This window comes from Faecalibacterium sp. OM04-11BH, assembly GCF_003482185.1.
Classification (GTDB): domain Bacteria; phylum Bacillota; class Clostridia; order Oscillospirales; family Ruminococcaceae; genus Faecalibacterium; species Faecalibacterium tardum.
Genome location: NZ_QULS01000003.1, coordinates 1 through 16,561 on the forward strand (window position 1 = coordinate 1; position 16,561 = coordinate 16,561).

Annotated in this window: 16 protein-coding genes and 2 tRNA genes; 5 read left to right on the forward strand and 13 right to left on the reverse strand. The window is 60.4% G+C overall.

What is annotated here, in order from left to right; genetic code table 11:
• Positions 1–77: 77 nt before the first annotated feature.
• The 3 genes from tnpA to DXB44_RS03645 all read right to left on the reverse strand — a co-directional run bounded on the left by tnpA (position 78) and on the right by DXB44_RS03645 (position 3,392).
• A complete protein-coding gene (tnpA, locus tag DXB44_RS03635; protein ID WP_118657773.1) occupies positions 78–584 on the reverse strand; it encodes an IS200/IS605 family transposase in 507 nt (168 codons plus the stop codon).
• Between the two features lie 190 nt (positions 585–774).
• A complete protein-coding gene (locus DXB44_RS03640; protein ID WP_181967338.1) occupies positions 775–1,425 on the reverse strand; it encodes a metallophosphoesterase in 651 nt (216 codons plus the stop codon).
• A 35-nt stretch (positions 1,426–1,460) separates the two neighbouring features.
• A complete protein-coding gene (locus tag DXB44_RS03645) occupies positions 1,461–3,392 on the reverse strand; it encodes a BMP family ABC transporter substrate-binding protein (RefSeq protein WP_118657774.1) in 1,932 nt (643 codons plus the stop codon).
• Positions 3,393–3,571: 179 nt separating this feature from the next.
• Between DXB44_RS03645 and DXB44_RS03650 the strand changes: the two genes are divergently transcribed.
• The 4 genes from DXB44_RS03650 to DXB44_RS03665 all read left to right on the forward strand — a co-directional run bounded on the left by DXB44_RS03650 (position 3,572) and on the right by DXB44_RS03665 (position 5,025).
• Positions 3,572–4,135 (forward strand): DUF1643 domain-containing protein, encoded by a 564-nt coding sequence (locus DXB44_RS03650; RefSeq protein ID WP_118657775.1) that lies wholly within the window; start codon positions 3,572–3,574, stop codon positions 4,133–4,135.
• A 28-nt stretch (positions 4,136–4,163) separates the two neighbouring features.
• Positions 4,164–4,700: a phosphatase PAP2 family protein gene (locus DXB44_RS03655; RefSeq protein ID WP_118657776.1), complete on the forward strand. Its 537-nt coding sequence runs from the start codon at positions 4,164–4,166 to the stop codon at positions 4,698–4,700.
• A 166-nt stretch (positions 4,701–4,866) separates the two neighbouring features.
• A tRNA-Arg gene (locus DXB44_RS03660) sits at positions 4,867–4,940 on the forward strand.
• A gap of 8 nt (positions 4,941–4,948) precedes the next feature.
• Positions 4,949–5,025, forward strand: a tRNA-His gene (locus DXB44_RS03665).
• A 104-nt stretch (positions 5,026–5,129) separates the two neighbouring features.
• Here DXB44_RS03665 and DXB44_RS03670 read toward each other — a convergent pair.
• From DXB44_RS03670 to DXB44_RS03715, 10 genes are all read right to left on the reverse strand, one after another.
• Positions 5,130–6,479, reverse strand: a complete 1,350-nt coding sequence (locus DXB44_RS03670) for a cell envelope biogenesis protein TolA (RefSeq protein WP_118657777.1) — start codon at positions 6,477–6,479, stop codon at positions 5,130–5,132.
• A 14-nt stretch (positions 6,480–6,493) separates the two neighbouring features.
• A complete protein-coding gene (locus DXB44_RS03675; RefSeq protein ID WP_055185609.1) occupies positions 6,494–6,679 on the reverse strand; it encodes a hypothetical protein in 186 nt (61 codons plus the stop codon).
• Positions 6,667–8,547, reverse strand: a complete 1,881-nt coding sequence (locus DXB44_RS03680; RefSeq protein ID WP_118657778.1) for a hypothetical protein — start codon at positions 8,545–8,547, stop codon at positions 6,667–6,669. The genes DXB44_RS03675 and DXB44_RS03680 overlap by 13 nt, the downstream gene beginning before the upstream one ends.
• A 12-nt stretch (positions 8,548–8,559) precedes the next feature.
• A complete protein-coding gene (locus DXB44_RS03685) occupies positions 8,560–8,943 on the reverse strand; it encodes a hypothetical protein (protein ID WP_118657779.1) in 384 nt (127 codons plus the stop codon).
• Between the two features lie 74 nt (positions 8,944–9,017).
• Positions 9,018–9,230 (reverse strand): hypothetical protein, encoded by a 213-nt coding sequence (locus tag DXB44_RS03690; RefSeq protein WP_005927203.1) that lies wholly within the window; start codon positions 9,228–9,230, stop codon positions 9,018–9,020.
• A 10-nt stretch (positions 9,231–9,240) separates the two neighbouring features.
• Positions 9,241–10,239: a N4-gp56 family major capsid protein gene (locus DXB44_RS03695; RefSeq protein WP_015536641.1), complete on the reverse strand. Its 999-nt coding sequence runs from the start codon at positions 10,237–10,239 to the stop codon at positions 9,241–9,243.
• Between the two features lie 24 nt (positions 10,240–10,263).
• Positions 10,264–11,190 carry a ribosomal-processing cysteine protease Prp gene (locus tag DXB44_RS03700; RefSeq protein WP_118657780.1) on the reverse strand — a complete coding sequence of 309 codons (927 nt, stop codon included), beginning with the start codon at positions 11,188–11,190 and terminating at the stop codon, positions 10,264–10,266.
• A gap of 1 nt (position 11,191) precedes the next feature.
• Positions 11,192–12,976, reverse strand: a complete 1,785-nt coding sequence (locus DXB44_RS03705) for a hypothetical protein (protein ID WP_118657781.1) — start codon at positions 12,974–12,976, stop codon at positions 11,192–11,194.
• A gap of 25 nt (positions 12,977–13,001) precedes the next feature.
• Positions 13,002–14,447 (reverse strand): terminase family protein, encoded by a 1,446-nt coding sequence (locus DXB44_RS03710; protein ID WP_118657782.1) that lies wholly within the window; start codon positions 14,445–14,447, stop codon positions 13,002–13,004.
• A complete protein-coding gene (locus DXB44_RS03715; RefSeq protein WP_005927190.1) occupies positions 14,444–14,731 on the reverse strand; it encodes a hypothetical protein in 288 nt (95 codons plus the stop codon). The genes DXB44_RS03710 and DXB44_RS03715 overlap by 4 nt, the downstream gene beginning before the upstream one ends.
• Positions 14,732–15,468: 737 nt before the next feature.
• On the opposite strand from DXB44_RS03715, the gene DXB44_RS03720 reads away from it, so the two are divergent.
• Positions 15,469–16,515, forward strand: coding sequence for a substrate-binding domain-containing protein (locus tag DXB44_RS03720; RefSeq protein ID WP_118657783.1), 1,047 nt, complete (start codon positions 15,469–15,471; stop codon positions 16,513–16,515).
• Positions 16,516–16,561 lie beyond the last annotated feature (46 nt).

The window sequence follows — 16,561 nt, forward strand, 5'->3', positions numbered from 1 at the left end:
GGCCCCATAGGGGCCATAATACCAGCCGCGCCTAAAGGCGCACAATGAGCGACGTCAACCGCACACTGACGTCGCTTTTACTTTCTCATACTATCTGTAGGCACTTCTGGCGAATCGTCGTCATCGAAGTCAGCTACATTCTTGAATGGATCTTCGTATTCCTTGAAGCTCAACTGGTCGCACATCTGATCGTTGAACTCTTGTTCCTGAATGTATTTGCGAATCTTGGCTTCATTTCCACCTACTGTATTTACGTAATATCCTTTCGCCCAGAACACTCTCCTTCCGTATTTGTATTTTAGGTTTGCATGTCGCTCAAATATCATGAGCGTATTCTTCCCTTTGAGATACCCCATGAAATCTGCTACGGCAAGTTTGGGCGGTATCGACACAAGCATATGGATATGGTCTGGCATAGCGTGTGCTTCTATGATTTCTACATGCTTATAATCGCAAAGCATTCTCAATATCTTACCGATATCTTTTCTCAGTTTTCCGTATATCACTTTCCTGCGATATTTCGGTACTAGCACTATGTGATATTTGCAATTCCAGCTCGTATGTGATAAACTTTTCTCGTCCATATGGATGAACCTCCTTTTGCTTTAGTATGCGGTTGGCGTTACCCGCTTCTAATTATAGCAAAAGGAGGTTCTTTTTCTACCGTTTCAACGCTACGGCTCTTTTCTTCCACAAGCTTAGCTTGTGGTTTTCTATATGAACAAAAAAAGACACCGCACAGCTGTGCGGTGTCTTTTTTGCATAGGCAGCGGCTCAGAACCCCAGCATCCGCCAAAGGGTCTTACGCTCCTCGGCCGGATCCGGGTCCGGGATCTCGAATACATAGCGCTCGGTGGCGTTGATCACGGTGGTGTTGCCGCGGGTGCATACCCGGGGCAGCTTTGCATCGTAATTCAGGTGTACGTGCCCGTGGATGAACCATTTAGGCTGGTACTCGTCCAAAATCTCGTTGAAGCACTCAAAGCCCCTGTGGGCACAGTCGTCCCCATCGTTCAGCCCTTTGGCCGGGGCGTGGGTCAGCAGCAGGTCGATGCCGCCCCTTTTGTGTGCCTGATGCTCCAGCTTGTGCACACGGCGACGCATGGCCTTCTCGGTGTACTGGTAGGTGTCCTCTTTATTATAGCGCTGACAGCCCCCAAGCCCCATGATGCGCAGACCCTTCCATGTGTACACCTGATCGTCCACGCAGATGCAACCGCCGGGCTCGCCCTGGGTCTGGTAGCTGCCGTCGTGGTTGCCGTGCACATACAGGATGGGTGCAGCGGTAAAGTTTGTGAGATATTCCAGATACTTTTTAGGCAGATCCCCGCAGGAGAGGATCAGGTCGATGCCTTCCAGCCGGGCGCGGGTGTCATAGTCCCACAGCGCCTTGGACGGGACATCTGAGATAGCAAGAATTTTCACGTTCGTATGCTCCATTCTTTTCTGGTCAGGCCGGCTCATTTCTCCAGACCCTTTACGTTGTCCAGTCCGTTGATCGCCAGCACGGTACGGGTCTTGACGTCCAGTTCATCGTAATGGGGCAGCTTGCCGTGTACACAGGCATCCAGCCAATCCATCTCCATCAGTTCTTTGGGGCTGTAAACTCTATTCTCCGGGGAGTGCAGGTTGTCCTCGTTATCATACAGCTTTTCCGGGAAGATGTGCACATTATCCGAGCCCTGCAGTGTTTCCAGCAGATCCAACAGCTGCCGTGTACCGCTGGGCAGTGTTTCCTGATACTCCAGATCCTCTGCGCCGCTGCGCAGCCCCCACCAGTAGTTCACCGCACGAGTGGTGGCTGCGTTGTCCCAGCTGCCGTCAAAGATAGAGCGCACGATCTCCACATAGAAGGTATCCCACCTCCAGATTGGCAGACCCAGCGGCTGCAAACTGCCGTCCGGCAGCTTGCGGCACAAACCATAGTCCCGGTGGGTGTTGGCAGGCTCCCGGCTGTCCCGGGCGTAGACCATGTCGATCTCCGGGCAGTCGGCAAAATCCAGCGGGTGGGCTGCATCGTTCAGGCAGGCCCAGCGCAGCCAGATGCGGCCCGCCGGGCGTACACTCTTCAGTCCCTGTGCAAAAGCGTTGATCGCAGCGGGCACGCCGTACACGGGGTTTGCCGCCACATAGCCAATGTGCCCGGTTTTGGTCATGATACCGGCCAGCATGCCCAGCAGATAGGTCACTTCATAGGTGCGGGGGTAGTAGGTGCGCACCAGCGGGTGCGGCGCGTTCAGCGAGCAGTTCAGGATGCGGGTCTTGGGGTGTTGCGCCGCCACCTTCAGGCAGGCGTTGTACATCCGCACGCTGGTGGCGAACACCACGTCCGCATTGTTGTGGGCTACTTCCTCCAGCACCTGCTCTGCGTCCACCTCCGGGTTCACATCCTCGTAGCAGCTGATATACACCTTGTCCGGGAAAACCTTGGCCAGCGCCTCGCGCCCTTCGTCATGCGCGCGTACCCATGCGCTGATCTTGGCGTTGTACTCGTGGATAAATGCCACCCGCAGCTCACTGGGCTGTTTGCTGGGGCTGAAGATATTCAACTTGGACAAAAGCGGCTCTGCGGGACTCTTGGGCGGGTCCAGCGAAAGCTCCACGCCATGGGGCTCGGTGAGCACCTTCACCTCGTTCCACAATTTTTCGAGATTCTGCCGCACCTGTGCAGGGGTGGCGTCGTAGGTGTCGGAGTAGCGGTACACCGACAGGTACACCAGCAGCGCATCACCGGTGGTCAGCCCCAAGGATCTGCCGCCCAAGGCTTCGAACTGTTGGTGGAACATGGTGTAGAAGGCGGCAAAGTTCAGCCTGTCGTCCTCCGACCATGCCTCGCCGCTGGCCTTGCACACCAGCGTCTGCAGCTTGCTGTAGCCGCCCAGCTTGGAGAAATGCACATAGTTCACTTTGGACAGCTTATAGAAATCCAGAAACTCGTAGTAGATCTTATTCTCAAGGTCATCAGTGCGGGCGGGGATGAGCCGGGTGACTGTGCCCGGGATCTTGACTGCACCGTAATACTTGAGCACCGAGACCCGCTTGTTGCCCTCCTGCACATAGAACCGGTTCATGTACTCAAAGGCGATGATGGGGGTATGGATGCCCTCTTCCAAGTGCGCGTCACACAGGTTCGACCACTTGGCGGCAAACTCGGTATCCGGCTCCAACAGAGGCATAAAGTCATACGAAAAGGCAGTGTGCCGTCCGCTGGTTTTGGTGCCCACAAGACTGTCTGACGGGATCTCCACCAGACCCAGCGGCTCCTGCGCCACGATATCCACGCCCTTGAGCACATCGTCCAGAACAGCCAGATAGGGCGACTGGCCGCGGGATATGCGGGCACGATAGGCGCGCTGCCCTGCGCGCAGTGCACTTTTATAATCTTCCAGCATAAGAACTCCTTTTTTCTATAAGCGAAACGCGGTGCCGCAGTCCCCCTGCCGCACCGGAACACCCCCAGTATACCACAAAAACAGAAATAAGGCAGTATTTTAGGGCTAAAACTGTTGATTTTCCCGGTAGATTCAGGTACGATAAGAATGCTATTCAAAACCGACAGGAGTTTACTATCATGCAGACCGTTTCTCTGCCCGTGCTCAAGGCGGGCGAATACGCCGGCGGCGTCTGGTATTACGAGCCCCACACCTACCAAAGCTACCGTTATGTTCTGGGGCGGGTGGGCAAACACCCGCTGGTGTGCATCGGCATCAACCCCAGCACCGCCCAGCCCGGCGCGCTGGACCCCACCTTAAAAAGCGTGGAGCGTCTGGCCGCCGCCAACGGCTTTGACAGCTGGATCATGTTCAACGTCTACCCCCAGCGTGCCACCGACCCCAACGATATGGACAAAGTACCCGACCGCGCCCTGTGCGATGAAAACCTGCGCTGGCTGCAGGCCGTGCTGGCGCAGACCGAGCCTACCATGTGGGCGGCATGGGGCACCCTGATCGAAAAGCGGGACTACCTACCCGGCCTGATGCGGGAGATGGTAGCCCTGACGCGGGAGCGGGAGATCCCGTGGGTCACCTTTGGCAAGCGCAGCAAAAAGGGGCACCCGCACCACCCGCTGTACCTGCGCAAGGATTCCACCCCGGAGCCCTTTGATGTGGAAAACTATCTGGACACCTGTTTCTGATGTCCGACCCGACAGGAGGAGAGCTGCTTTGACCGCAGAACAGTATAAGCCCATCTATCACTGGTTCAACGACCATCCGGCCGTAAAACGGCTGGTCGTTTTTCTGGACCGGTGGCTGCCGCTGGTGCCCTTTGTGTGCTATCCGGTGCTGCTGTGCCTGCTGAACGTCCGGCTCTCGCGGCTGTTCCTCACCCAGCAGCAGGCCGCGCTAGGCTTTATGGTGCTCATCGCCCGTTCCGTCTTTGTGCCGGGACTGGTGTTCTGGGGCGGCACGTTGCTGCGCAGTCGGCTGCACTTCCCCCGCCCCTACGAGCAGCCCGGCTTTACCCCGCTGGTAGCAAAGGAGAGCCGGGGGCACTCCATGCCCTCCCGCCACGCGCTGAGCGCCGCTGTGCTGGCCGCGGTGTGGCTGTATTTCTACCCCGCTGCGGGCTGCGTGATGGTGGGCATTGCCCTGCTCATCTGCTGCCTGCGGGTGCTCACCGGGGTGCATCATGTGCGGGACGTGGTGTGCGGCTTTGCACTGGGCTTTGCGCTGGGCTGTGCCGGAATGTGGCTGCTGTAAGGCCGTTCCTACACGCTGGAACGTCTATTTTTGCCCGCAGCGCAAAAAAGTTGAAACTTTTTTCAAATTTTCCTTGACAGAATGCGATGGGTATGGTATTATTTCTCTCGCAGCCTGTGCCGACACAGAGCTGCCGCCATAAAGGAACCCATTGGGATAACAACGTGCGCCCGTAGCTCAGGTGGATAGAGCAACTGCCTTCTAAGCAGTGGGCCGGGGGTTCGAGTCCCTTCGGGCGCATCTATGTGGTGCCCATAGCGTAGTCGGTTAACGCGCCAGATTGTGGATCTGGAGACCGTGGGTTCGAGTCCCACTGGGCACCCCACCAAAAAGTCCGCTGTTTTGAACAGCGGACTTTTTCTTTTGGCCGGATACTATAAAAATACTGCACCCCGGCAAAGCAGCTGCTTTGCCGGGGTGCCTTTTCTCTTATTTATTCATCTCCTGTAAAATCTTTGCGATCTGGGCGGGGGTATAGCCCTCCTGCCGCAGGGCAGAGGTAATGGCCACATCGCTCTTGCCCTGACTGTGCAGCAGCGCTGCTGTGTAGGGCACTCCGGCGCTGACGGCGCTGCGGCTGCCACCGGAAGCAGAGCCGCTGCTGCCGGTGGCCTTTCCGCTGCTGGAGCTGCCAGAGCTGCCGGACTTTGTGCCCGCAGTCGCTGCTCTGCTGGCGGCCTGTGCGGCCTTCTGCTGGGCGTTAGCCTGCTTCAGTGCCCACTCACCCTTGGCGATGTTCAGCTTCTGGGTGGTCACGTTATTGTTGAAGGCCTGTTGCTTCAGCGCATCCTGATAGGCGCGCTCGCTGGCGGTGTTGTCGTACTGCTGCTGGGTCAGTGCGTCCTGCCGCTGCTTCTCCTGCATCTGCTGGCTCCACTGGGTGTCGGCACGCTCGGCCTCATAGGCGCGGTTGCCAGCGTAGATGTTGTACCCGGTGTTCATCAGACTGCCCGCCAGACTGCCCAGACCGGTAGTACCGCTGATGGCCAGCTGCACCACATCCCCGATGATGCCCAGCACGGTCATGATATTATTAAAGGCCTGCTGGCGCTGATTGATCTGCGCCTGCTCCTGCGCGGTGTAGTAGCCGTGCAGGGTATCCAGCCGGTTCAGGTGCTCCTGATACTGGCCGTAGTCCTTGGCGTAGGCGTCGTTGTAGGCCTCGCCCTTCTGCTGCAGCTGGGTGTAGTAGTCCTGCAGCTGACGGTCATACAGGGTCTGGGCGTTCTGCTCCTGTCCGTTCAGTTGGTCCAGCCGGTTCACCAGTTCCTCGCCGCCGCTCTGGTAGGTATCCAGCGCCAGACTATACAGGGTGGGGATAGCGCTTGCCAGCCCGCCGATCTGCTGCTGATAAGCCTGCTGCGCCGCACTGGTGGCATAGCTGGAACCGTAGCCGCCGGTCAGGGCTGCCGCCTGCGCCGCCGCGTCCGCGCTGGCGTTGTGGGCGTTCTGGGTATATAGCTGCTCATACTGGCGGTAGAGCGGGTCACGGGTGTAGCTGTACTGAAAATTTTCCCGCTCCAGCAGCTGCCCCAGCAGCTCGTTGATCCTGTCCTGATAGCCGCTCTGGTAGTCTGCGGGGCGGTTCTGCTGCCACTGCTTCAGGGCATCGGCAGCATCGGTCACCTGCTGGCTGGGGCGGTAGCTAGTGTTTGCCATGGCCTTTTCCACATCGGCGCGGCTGTTCAGCCCCTCGGTGCTGTAAGTGGGCTGCGCGGCAGGCTGTGCCTGCGTTTGCACATCCGGCTGCAGCAGCTCCTCCTTCTTTTTGGATGCCATAAAATTCTCCTTTCTTATAATCCCTGCAGCTTGCTGCGCAGGGTGTCGGACATATTTTCCGTATCCAGATTGGTCAGTACATACTGCAGCTGCTCCTGCATCTGGTACAGATAGCTGCGCAGTGCCCGGGCATCCTCCGGGTCCATGTGATCGCTGAGCTTGGGCAGGCCCAGCTTGCTCAGGCCGTTCATGCTTGCCATGAGGCATCCTCCTCCCATAATTTTCCCTTTGCCGGGGCGATGGTGCGCACAAGGCTGCGCAGGGTGATCTGCCCCTTGCCGCGCAGCCGCAGCCGCAGCGACCCACACCGCCGGGGCACAAAGGGCAGGTCACAGCTGCGGCGGCTGCCTTGGGTGGCAAGAGAGGCCACCGTCTCCCACGCGCCGCCGTCATAGCTCACCGCCACTTCTACTGTGCTGGTGCGCTCGGCGTCCAGACGCAGGGTCAGCCGGGAGAGATACCGCTGTTCGGTGCCGTCCAGCCCCACATCGCCGGTAACCAGCTCAAAGGGGATGTCCGTTTCCACACCGTCGGTGGTTTGCCAGTCCGGCTCACGGGTGGGATCTGCCGCCCACAGCGCCTGCCCGTCCCACAGATAAAGCTGCCCGCCGGTGCTGGTCATATCGCAAGAGCAGACGTCCTCCTCGCTCCACAGCCCCTTCTCGGTATCGTAGACCAGCAAGCGCGCACTCTCCCGGGAGATGTGCAGGTAGTACCGGCCATCCAGCGCACCACCCACGGCGCTTTGCACGTTGGCAAGCTTTGCGGCGTCCAGCGCACCGGACACCTTGGTGGGCAGACTGCCGTCCCACGCCATGACGCCGTCCGGCGAGAGATAATACAGCGTCTCGTTCAGCACACACAGGCTGCGGGCGGCGTTTTTTGCCACGCCCCGGCAGCGCAGGCTGGAAAGCTGAAAATCCGAAGGCTTGGAGCCGTACAGCTTGTGCAGGGTATTCTCTTTAAAAAACAGCGCATAGCCCATGCAGGAAGCTGCCCCGGTAAAGGCACCATCGCTGCCCACGGTGACGGCGTAGCTGTCCGCGGCAATGCCCCGGTAGCTGAACCAGTTGGTGGGGTCGCCCAGCTTGCAGCCGTAGATAACGTTTTCTTTGCTGTTGCAGCCCCACACCCGGTTGTCGCACTCGGTCACAAAATCCAGCTCCGGCACCCGGCGCTCCATGGATACCGTCTGCGCAGTGTCCACACTGCGGCGCTGCTTGCCGTCCATGCTCTGCCACTGGGCGGCGGCGGCGTTCTGCACCAGTGTGCCGTAGAAATACTCGCCCTGCGGGGTGCAGCGCACCCGCAGCCAGTCCTCGCCCACGTCGTACACGATCTGATCTCCGTTCAGCTCCGGGCTCTGCCCCGCTGCTTCGGCGGCTGCACCCTGCACGGTCACGGTGTCCCACTGCCGGAACAGTTTGCCCAGCCCTGCCGCCGTGATACGGCAGTATTCCAGCGGGATGGCTGCCCAGCTGCCGGAGTTTTTGCTGTACATCTCCAGCGTGCTGTCGTACCGCCACGGGTGGTCGGCATCCTCCACCTTTAAAAACAGCTGTCCGTCTGCTGGTTCGGCGGGCTCGTCCCGGCCAAAGGCCTCCACCTGATAAGTCTTGCCTGCGGCATCGCAGGGGGCAAAGGTCACGCTTTTGCCCGCCGCCGTCCACAGTGCTCCCAGTGCGGTCACGCTGCCGTCTGCCGTATCAAAGGCCAGCTTGTCCGGGAAGATCAGGATCTTTGTGCCAATACCCACCAGCGCCTTGCGGCCATCGGTCACGGCGTCCTGCTTCGTCACCGCCGGGGCGGCGGCATCGTCCGGGGTATAAACAATGTCCCGCCCGCAGACGGTCAGCAGACCGTTCAGATGATACATCCCGTTCAGTCCGGTCAGCGCCCGCAGTTTGCGGCGGGGCGTGCGGGTGCTCAGTGCGGGAAAATCCCGGGTGGAAAAGTTCACTCCGGCGCTGTACTCTGCCTCCGAACAGCCGTAAGTCTCGTTCAGGCCGCCAAAGGCCCGCAGCAGCTGCCGGGTGTTGGCAAGCCGCATTCTGTCTGCCAGTACCATCGTCTCACCTCCTTACCAGCGCCACTGCGCCCGGCTGCGGGGCGGGTAGTTCTGCCGCAGCCAGACCGCCAGCTCTGCATACAGGGCGTTGTACTGCGCCTGCTCCCCGGCGTAGCGGTCGGTCTCGCCCAAGGCGGCATCCATCTGCGCACACAGCAGGTGCGGGTACAGGGCATCAAAGGGCGGCGGGGCCAGCAGCGTCTGGTCATCCTGTACCGGCTGCTCCCACGGACGGTCTGCGCCCACTGCATCAAACGTCCCGGCGGCGGCGCGGTCAAACAGCTTTGTGCGCAACAGGGCGTCCGCCTCCCGCAGCCATTGCAGCCGGGTCTCGGTTTCAATGCGGCAGTTGGGGCGCAGCCGCTCGGCACGCTCCAAAGCCTCTCCTATGGTCATCTCATCACATCCTTTTTATAAAAAGCCCGGCCGGGGGCATTTCTCCCAGCCGGGCAGCGTTGATATTGCAGATTTTACTGCGCCGCGTTCTCCGCAGCGGCAATGCGGGCAGCGGTCAGCTCGTCCTGACGCTGGCTGTGCTCCAGCACCTCGGCCACAGCGGGCGGCACTTCCACCTCCACGCCACGGCGGATCTTGTAGTTCACGCCGTTGACGCTGACGAACAGATCGCCCTTGTAGCGGCTGTTATCCTTGAACAGCCGGATGCGCACATTCTTTTCAGCCATGGGCACCTCCTTAGTTGGCGGCAGCGGTGGCGGAGTAGCTGGACACGCTCTCGATGCGCACCATGTACTGCTCCACCAGACGCTCGGCGGCGCGCATACCCTTCCAGCCCACAGAGGCGCGCTGGTTCAGCGGGTCGTCGCCGTAGCCCAGCTGCTTGACGATGTGCTCAAGGCCGCCGCCCTCCAGCTCGGTCACACCGTAGGCGTGGGCACCCAGCACCAGCGTACCGAACACCGCAAGACCCGCCGGGCAGGTATCGTCCTTCCAGATCTTGGCTTCGCTGGTCTCGATAAAGCGGATGTTGCCCAGCTTGCCGATCTCGCCGCGGAACATGGTGTCGGGGTCGGCGTACTTGTGCACCTCCATGAACTCCTTGCAGGTCTTGAGGTCGTAGGCCGCATAGGGGTGGATGATGGCAACGTAGCTGTCGCCGATGGGGTCAGCGTTCATTGCGCCCAGCTGCGCCGCCGCCTGAAAGAACAGCTTCGGGGTCAGGGTGCAGCTCTTGTCCAGCGCCTTGCGGCTGGTAACGGCGGTCTCGGCACCGTCTGCGCCAAGCTTAGGGGCGTAGATAACATTGGTGCCGCCCGCCAGCACATCGCGGGTGATGCTGTCCATGGTGCGGCCTGCCTGACTTGCCAGCACACGGGTAGCCTGCACCACGTTGTTGTCGATGGCGGTCATCTGCAGCACATCGGTCAGCGGGGTCCAGCCGCCGTACTGGTGCAGGTCGCTGGTGATGCTGGTCACGTTCAGGGCCTGACCGTTGGGGGTAACGCCCTCGGTCAGCGGCGTGCTGGCCTTGGGCAGGCTGTCATACTTGCGGAACTCGATGGTCTTACCGCCGTTCTGGGGCACGGGGTAGTAATCCGCAAACTGATCGTGCACAAGGCGCGGCTCCGCCTGATCGATCAGGCGCTTCTCGTAAAAGGTCTTCATCTCTACCGACATAGTGCCGGTGGTGTTGGTCTGCGCGTCCGCAAACAGCTGGATGTTGAAATTCATCATGCTTTTTTCCTTTCTCCTGTCAGGTTAAAGTTCAATTTGTGCACCGTGCAGCACACGGCGCTCCAAGGCCTCCCGCTGGGCGCGGGTCATGGCGGCTACGTCCGGCCGTACCGAAGCCGCAGCTCCGGGGCGCAGGCCGTTTTCCAGCGGACGCGCGGCGCGCTGCTGCACCCGCTCCACCACGCCCTGCTCCACGGTCTGTGCTGTGGTGCGCAGGGCATCCTCGTAGTGGGCAAGGCGGTAGGCGTCCTGCACCCGCATGCCGGGCAGCTGCATCAGACGGCGCATCTCCGGGTTCTTCAGCTCTGCTTTCAGGTCAAAGCCCGGCTGGCTGCGGCGCATGGCGGCTTCCTCTGCCGCCCAGCGGGCGTGCAGGCTGCGCACCGTGTTTTCCACCGGCAGTGGCAGAGGCGGCAGCACCGGGCGCTCCGGCTGTGCGGGTGTTTCCGGCTGCTTTTCCGGCTCTGCCGGGGTCTGCCGGGGCGCTTCCGGCTGCGCGGCGGGGGCTTCCGGCTTCAGGGTGCCCGCAGCCACCGCCTGTCGGCTCTGCTCCGGGCTCAACGCGGGGGCGGCTTCGCCTTCCGCAAACAGCTGCAGGTCCATCATGCTTTGCTGTCCGCTGCGGCTCACATCCGCAAAGCGCAGGTTGTCCGGGTAGCGCTCTGCCAGCAGGGTAAAGCCCGCCTTGGCCAGCTCAAACGCACCCTGCACCCACGGTGCTACCGGGGCCTGCACCGCCACGGCAAGGCGCGGACCTTCCGGCTCGTCCCATGCATCGCTGCGGGCGCTCTCCTCCCCTGCCAGCAGGTACACCAGCGCCTGCATCAGGGTGCTTGCGCCAGCGCATACGATATCCTGCCCGGCGGGCGCGTAGCCCGCGTGGCCGGCGGCTTCCAACCGCAGGCTCAGCCCCTTGGGGCCGTCCAGTTCACTGTAACATACCTTGATCATCTCACTTCACCTCCTTTCCGTTCCAGTTCATGGCGCGGGCAGCCGCCGCCACCGGCAGCTGTGCCGTCAGACTGGCGGTGTCCTGCGCCGTTTGGGTGCCGCCGGGCTGCTGCGCAAGAGCGGCGGTCAGTCTTGCCATCTGCCCCTGCAGCTGCAACAGCTGCTGCGCCAGCGTACCGTTCTGCCGCACCCGGGCGCGCACCTTTTCCACCCCTTCAAAGTCCATCATTTCCAGCGCCGCAAGGGCAGCGTCCGCATTGGCAGGGTCGAAGAAGCCCAGCTTATAGCACTCCTTGGCGGTCTCGTTCTGGGACAGGCGGCTGAAGGTGCTCTTTTTGGCGGCGCTGACCACGATGTCAAAGACAGGCTCCCGGCTGCCCAGCTCCACCCCGCCCACGGCGGGCACAGACTTTGCGCGCAGTCCCTGTGCCGAGAAGGGCACGAATTCGCTCTCGCCGCGCTGCCCGGTGATACGGAACACCCGCTGCTCGTCGTAGAACTGCCGCATCAGCTCAATGATAAGGTAGCACTGCTTTGCAAAGGCGCGGTAGGCGCTCTTGAGCATATCCCGGCTCAGCTTGCTGCCTGCCTCCTGCAAGGCAGCGATGGCGCTGGCGGCGGTCACGCCGCCGCTGGTGCCGCCCTGCGTCAGGTCACGGTTGCCGCTGATCTCCTTCAGCTCCTCGATGCGGCTGTTGCGGTAGCTCAGGCTGTTGCCCTGCAGGCCCGCCGTTTGCAGCGGACGGAAGGAATCTTCGTTCAATCGGCCCACAACGTGCACGATGTCCCGGCTCAGGTCGGCCAGCTCCTCTTCGTTCACACCGGCGGTATCGCTGAGCACATACCGCTGGCGGGAGGCCAGCAGCACGTTCTCGTCCATGGCGTGGTTCATCTTATCAATGGCGTTCTGGCAGTCCTTCATCACGTCAATGTAGCCGAACCCGGCAGGGGAATCCTCCTCCACGAACAACGGGTCGAACACAAAGGGGTACTTGCCGTGGTCGTACAATCCGCGCGCCGCCAGCGCCGGGTCGTTCTGGCTGGCATACAGCACCACGCCGTTGCACAGCTTGCAGTAGTGCAGCCGCAATTTGCCGTTCTCGTCCGGGCGCTTATAGTACCAGTCCACCACTACGCTCTTGTTGACGGTGGTCTGGCCGTCCTCGTGGATGTACCGGGGCACGTCCACCACACCGGCGGCGTGCCCTGCCAGCTGCGGATACTGCGCGGTCAGCCGGGCGGTGTCCTCAAGGCTGAGGTGGAACAAATCCGGCGAGTCCTGAATATCCTGCACGCCCGGCTCCCAGTAGAGCATAAGCAGGTTGACGCTGCGCACCGCAATGTCGCCCAGCCCGCCGCGCGCCGCCGGGTCCCAGAAGATGCCGGTAACGCCAGTGCCCTGCTTGAGCTTGCGCCACCAGACATCGCTGTACACCTGCTCGTAATCCGCCTGCTCCAGCACCACCGGCAGCACGCTGGAAAGCGCCTGCGCCGTGGTTTGGTCGTCTGCCGCCCGGGGCAGCACCATGGGCTCGGGGTAGTTGTCCATGGCGTCGGCGTGCTTGTTGGCGATGCTGTTGAACAGCCACCCGCTGGAGGGCTGCGCCTTGCCGGGCATCAGCGGGTCGCGGTAGTTTTTCCAGTGTCCCATGCGGAACCACAGCTCGTTATCGATCAGGCGCTTGTCCAGCGCCGCCTTGCCCGCCTTATAGCGCTGCAGCGTCTGCAGCGCAGCCGCCGCCTCTGCCGTGCCGATGGGCAAAGCTTCTGCTCTTGTATCTTCCATAATCTTTCCTTTCTGTCCTGTTTTTTCAGATGCGGTAGAACCGCGCCTGCCGGTGCAGCTCCAGCGGGTCGTCCGGCCTTGGCGGCGCGGCAGAAGCCTCGGGCGGGCTGATGGGATGCTCCATCAGCACATAGCGGCACTCGTCGTAGATGTGGTCCTCCTGCCGGGTGTCGATATCCTCCACATTGCTCTCGTCGTACACAAGGTTCGGCAGGGTGCGGATAAAGTGCTTGCAACTGCTGAACACCTGCAGCATCGGCCGCCCGTCCGGCGCAAACCGCAGCCGGTAGTGAAACTGCATCTTGCCCGCCAGCCGGGTGTGGTCTCCGGGTTGCCAGCGCAGAAAATGCGGGCTGCGCTCCATCATGGCCGCAATGCTCTCGCCCCGGCTCTCGTCAAAGATGGCGGGGTCTGCCACCCCATGGATCACCCTGCCCCGCAGCAGCGGGTCATTCTGCTCAGCCTCCCGGATGCGCTTGGCCTGCTCCACCGGGTCGATGCGCAGACCCTCGTTGGGACGTCCGGTGCAGCCGTACAGCTCCTTGATGCGGTACAGCCGCCCCTCCTCGTCCACCGCATACCACCCCACCGAAAAGGGCTTGGAAAAACCGAAGTCGTACCCGCGCCAGATGGGCCAGTGCTTGGGGATGGCAAAGGGCGCGATGACGTGGGTCCAGCGCTGGTCCTGATAATGCGCCGGGTCGTTGCGCCATTCGGTGAACACCTGCCCGGAAAAGCTGTCCCAGCTGCCGTAGAGCAGCGCCTGCTTTTCCGCCTCCGGCAGGCTGGCAAGGCTTGCCAGATACCCGGGGTCGTTGGCCAGCAGGGCGGGGTTATCGAACACGCTGGACGGGATGAATACCCGCGCCCGCTCCATCTGCTGGTCGGTGCCGTCCGGCAGACGCACCGTGACCGTTTCCACAATGGGGGTACCGGGCGGGGCAGGCGTGATGAACCGTGCCTTCACCCAGCCGTGGCCGATGCCGCCGGGGTTGGTGGTGGCACGCATATACACCCGGGTGCCCGGCCCGGTGGGGCGGTTGCGGCTCATCATGTAGCTGTACTCGTCCCACTCAAAGTGGGTCAGCTCGTCAAAGCCGATAAAATCATAGGCTTTGCCCTGATAGTTGGTGCGGTCCTTGGTGTACTGCATGGAGCCAAACCAAATCTTCGCCCCGCTGGGAAAGACCCATACATGGGAGGTAGCGTTGTACTGCGCCTCTGGGAACGCCCGGCGGTAATATAGTTGGCTCTTATCCACAAGGTCGGAAAGCTGTGGGTAGGTCTTGCGCAGGATCAGCGCCCGGTAATGCGGGATATGCACCTGCCGCAACGCCTCGATCAGCAGTGCATCGCTCTTGCCGCCGCCTGCCGCGCCGCCGTACAGCGCCTCCGGCTCCGGTCTGCGCATAAATTCCAGCTGCCGGGGCTGCGGCTTCCACACAATAACTGCCCGTTCGGTTCTGTTCATTCCTTCTCCTCCTGTTCCACCGGCGGCAGCAGCACCACGCCGCACTCTGTCCCTTCCAGCTCTGTGCCCTGATCGTTCAGGGTCTTTACTACACCCGCCAGATCCTTGAGCACGGCGGTAGCCTCCTTCAGCCCCTTCATCATCCCGGGGTCGGGGGTGTTTTCCCGCCGGGCGGCCTTCTGCCGCTCGTTCAGCTCCTTCACCTCCTGCGCCAGCAGGGTGCTCAGGGTATCGGCGGCGCGGTTCAGGCTCTTCAGCCCGGCGGCGGGCTTTGTCTGCCCCATGATGTTCTTCCTCCTTTCGTCCGGTGTCCCGGGCTCTGTACACAGGATATCACCCGCCTTCCGCACCCGACAGTGTGCACTTTTGTGGGGTCATTGGGTATTTTTTCATAGATATTATCCTAAACGTATATCTTGCATTTTCAAGGTACAACGCAGCTGCGTCAGTTTTATCTCTCCGGTCGGCGTAGCACGCAGAAAACGGCCGCTCGTATTTCGGGTGCTTCCCACAAAAACGTTCGCCGCGCACTGCCCGTCCTATCACTATAAAGGTACAACGGCGCCGTGCTCTAAGGCCGCAGCACCGTCCCTACCCGGAGGAGCAAAGCTTTTTCTCGACCCATGTTGTTTTTCCCTTCCAGTAAGAGTATATAAAAGGCGTTTTCTTTCCGTTGTGTAGTATCCCTGAAAATATCTTTCAAAAAATGTATCGCCCCTTTTCGCGGTTTTTTAGCAGTCATGCAACATTCAGTCATGTTCGAGCATGTTTTTTTACATACCTGCATCATATTTGTATGTTGGTTGCATCGGCATGAAAAATTGTGATAATTCGCGAAAAGATTTTGTAACCTTTGGTCCGCTTTTGTAGAAACGTAACAAAACATTTGCACCAATATTGTGAACTTATTCTCTTGCGGAACACCCCCATACAAGGGTATAATACTGTCAGGGATTACGGACGCATGCGACAAATGCGTCTGTGAATATGCTGTGACACACAAATGAAGGAGATTACTATTATGAAAATGATTTCTCGTCGCGACTTCCTGAAGGCTTCCGCTGTTGTGGGCGCCACCGCTGCTATGACCGCTTGCGGCGGCTCTTCCTCCACCAGCACTGCTGCTTCCAGCGTTGCTTCTTCCACCGCTGCTTCTGCCGCTGCTACCAACGGCTCTGCCAACATCGGCGTTTGCATCTATCAGTTTGCTGATAACTTCATGACCCTGTACCGCTCCGATCTGGAAGGCTACCTGAAGGATATGGGCTACTCCGTCACCATCATGGACGGCAAGAACGACCAGAACACCCAGACCGAGCAGATCAACACCTTCCTGCAGCAGGGCGTGGACGTGCTGATCATCAACCCTGTCCAGACCACTTCCGCTCAGACCATCGTTGACACCGTTTCTCCCTCCGGCACTCCCATCGTGTTCATCAACCGTCAGCCCGAGGACAGCGTGCTGGATTCCTACAAGGGCAAGTGCTGCTACGTTGGTGCTGACGCACGTCAGTCCGGTACTTATCAGGGCGAGCTGATCCTGGATACCGAGACTCAGGGCGATATCAACGGTGACGGCAAGATCACCTACATTATGTGCAAGGGCGACCCCGAGAACATCGATGCTCAGTACCGCACCGAGTACTCCATCAAGGCTCTGACCGATGCCGGCAAGGAAGTTGAGTGCCTGTACGAGTATCTGGACAACTGGGATCAGACCACCGCTCAGCAGGACGTTGCAAACGCTCTGTCTCAGTACGGCGATAAGATCGAAGTCGTCTTCTGCAACAACGACGCAATGGCACTGGGCGCTCTGCAGTCCATCCAGCAGGCAAACCGCACCGTCGGCAAGGACATCTATCTGGTCGGCGTCGATGCTCTGACTGAGGCTGTTCAGGACGTTCTGGACGGCAACATGACCGGTACCGTTCTGAACGACGACGTTGGTCAGGCTACCAAGGCTGCCGAGGCTACCAAGCTGTTCGTCGATGGCAAGGACGTGGAGCAGTTCTACTGGGTCGACTACGTCAAGGTCACCAAGGACAACGCTTCTCAGTACATTAAGTAAGACCAAAGTTTCCCGGAACCAATGCAAGGTGCGCAGCAGGCCTTAA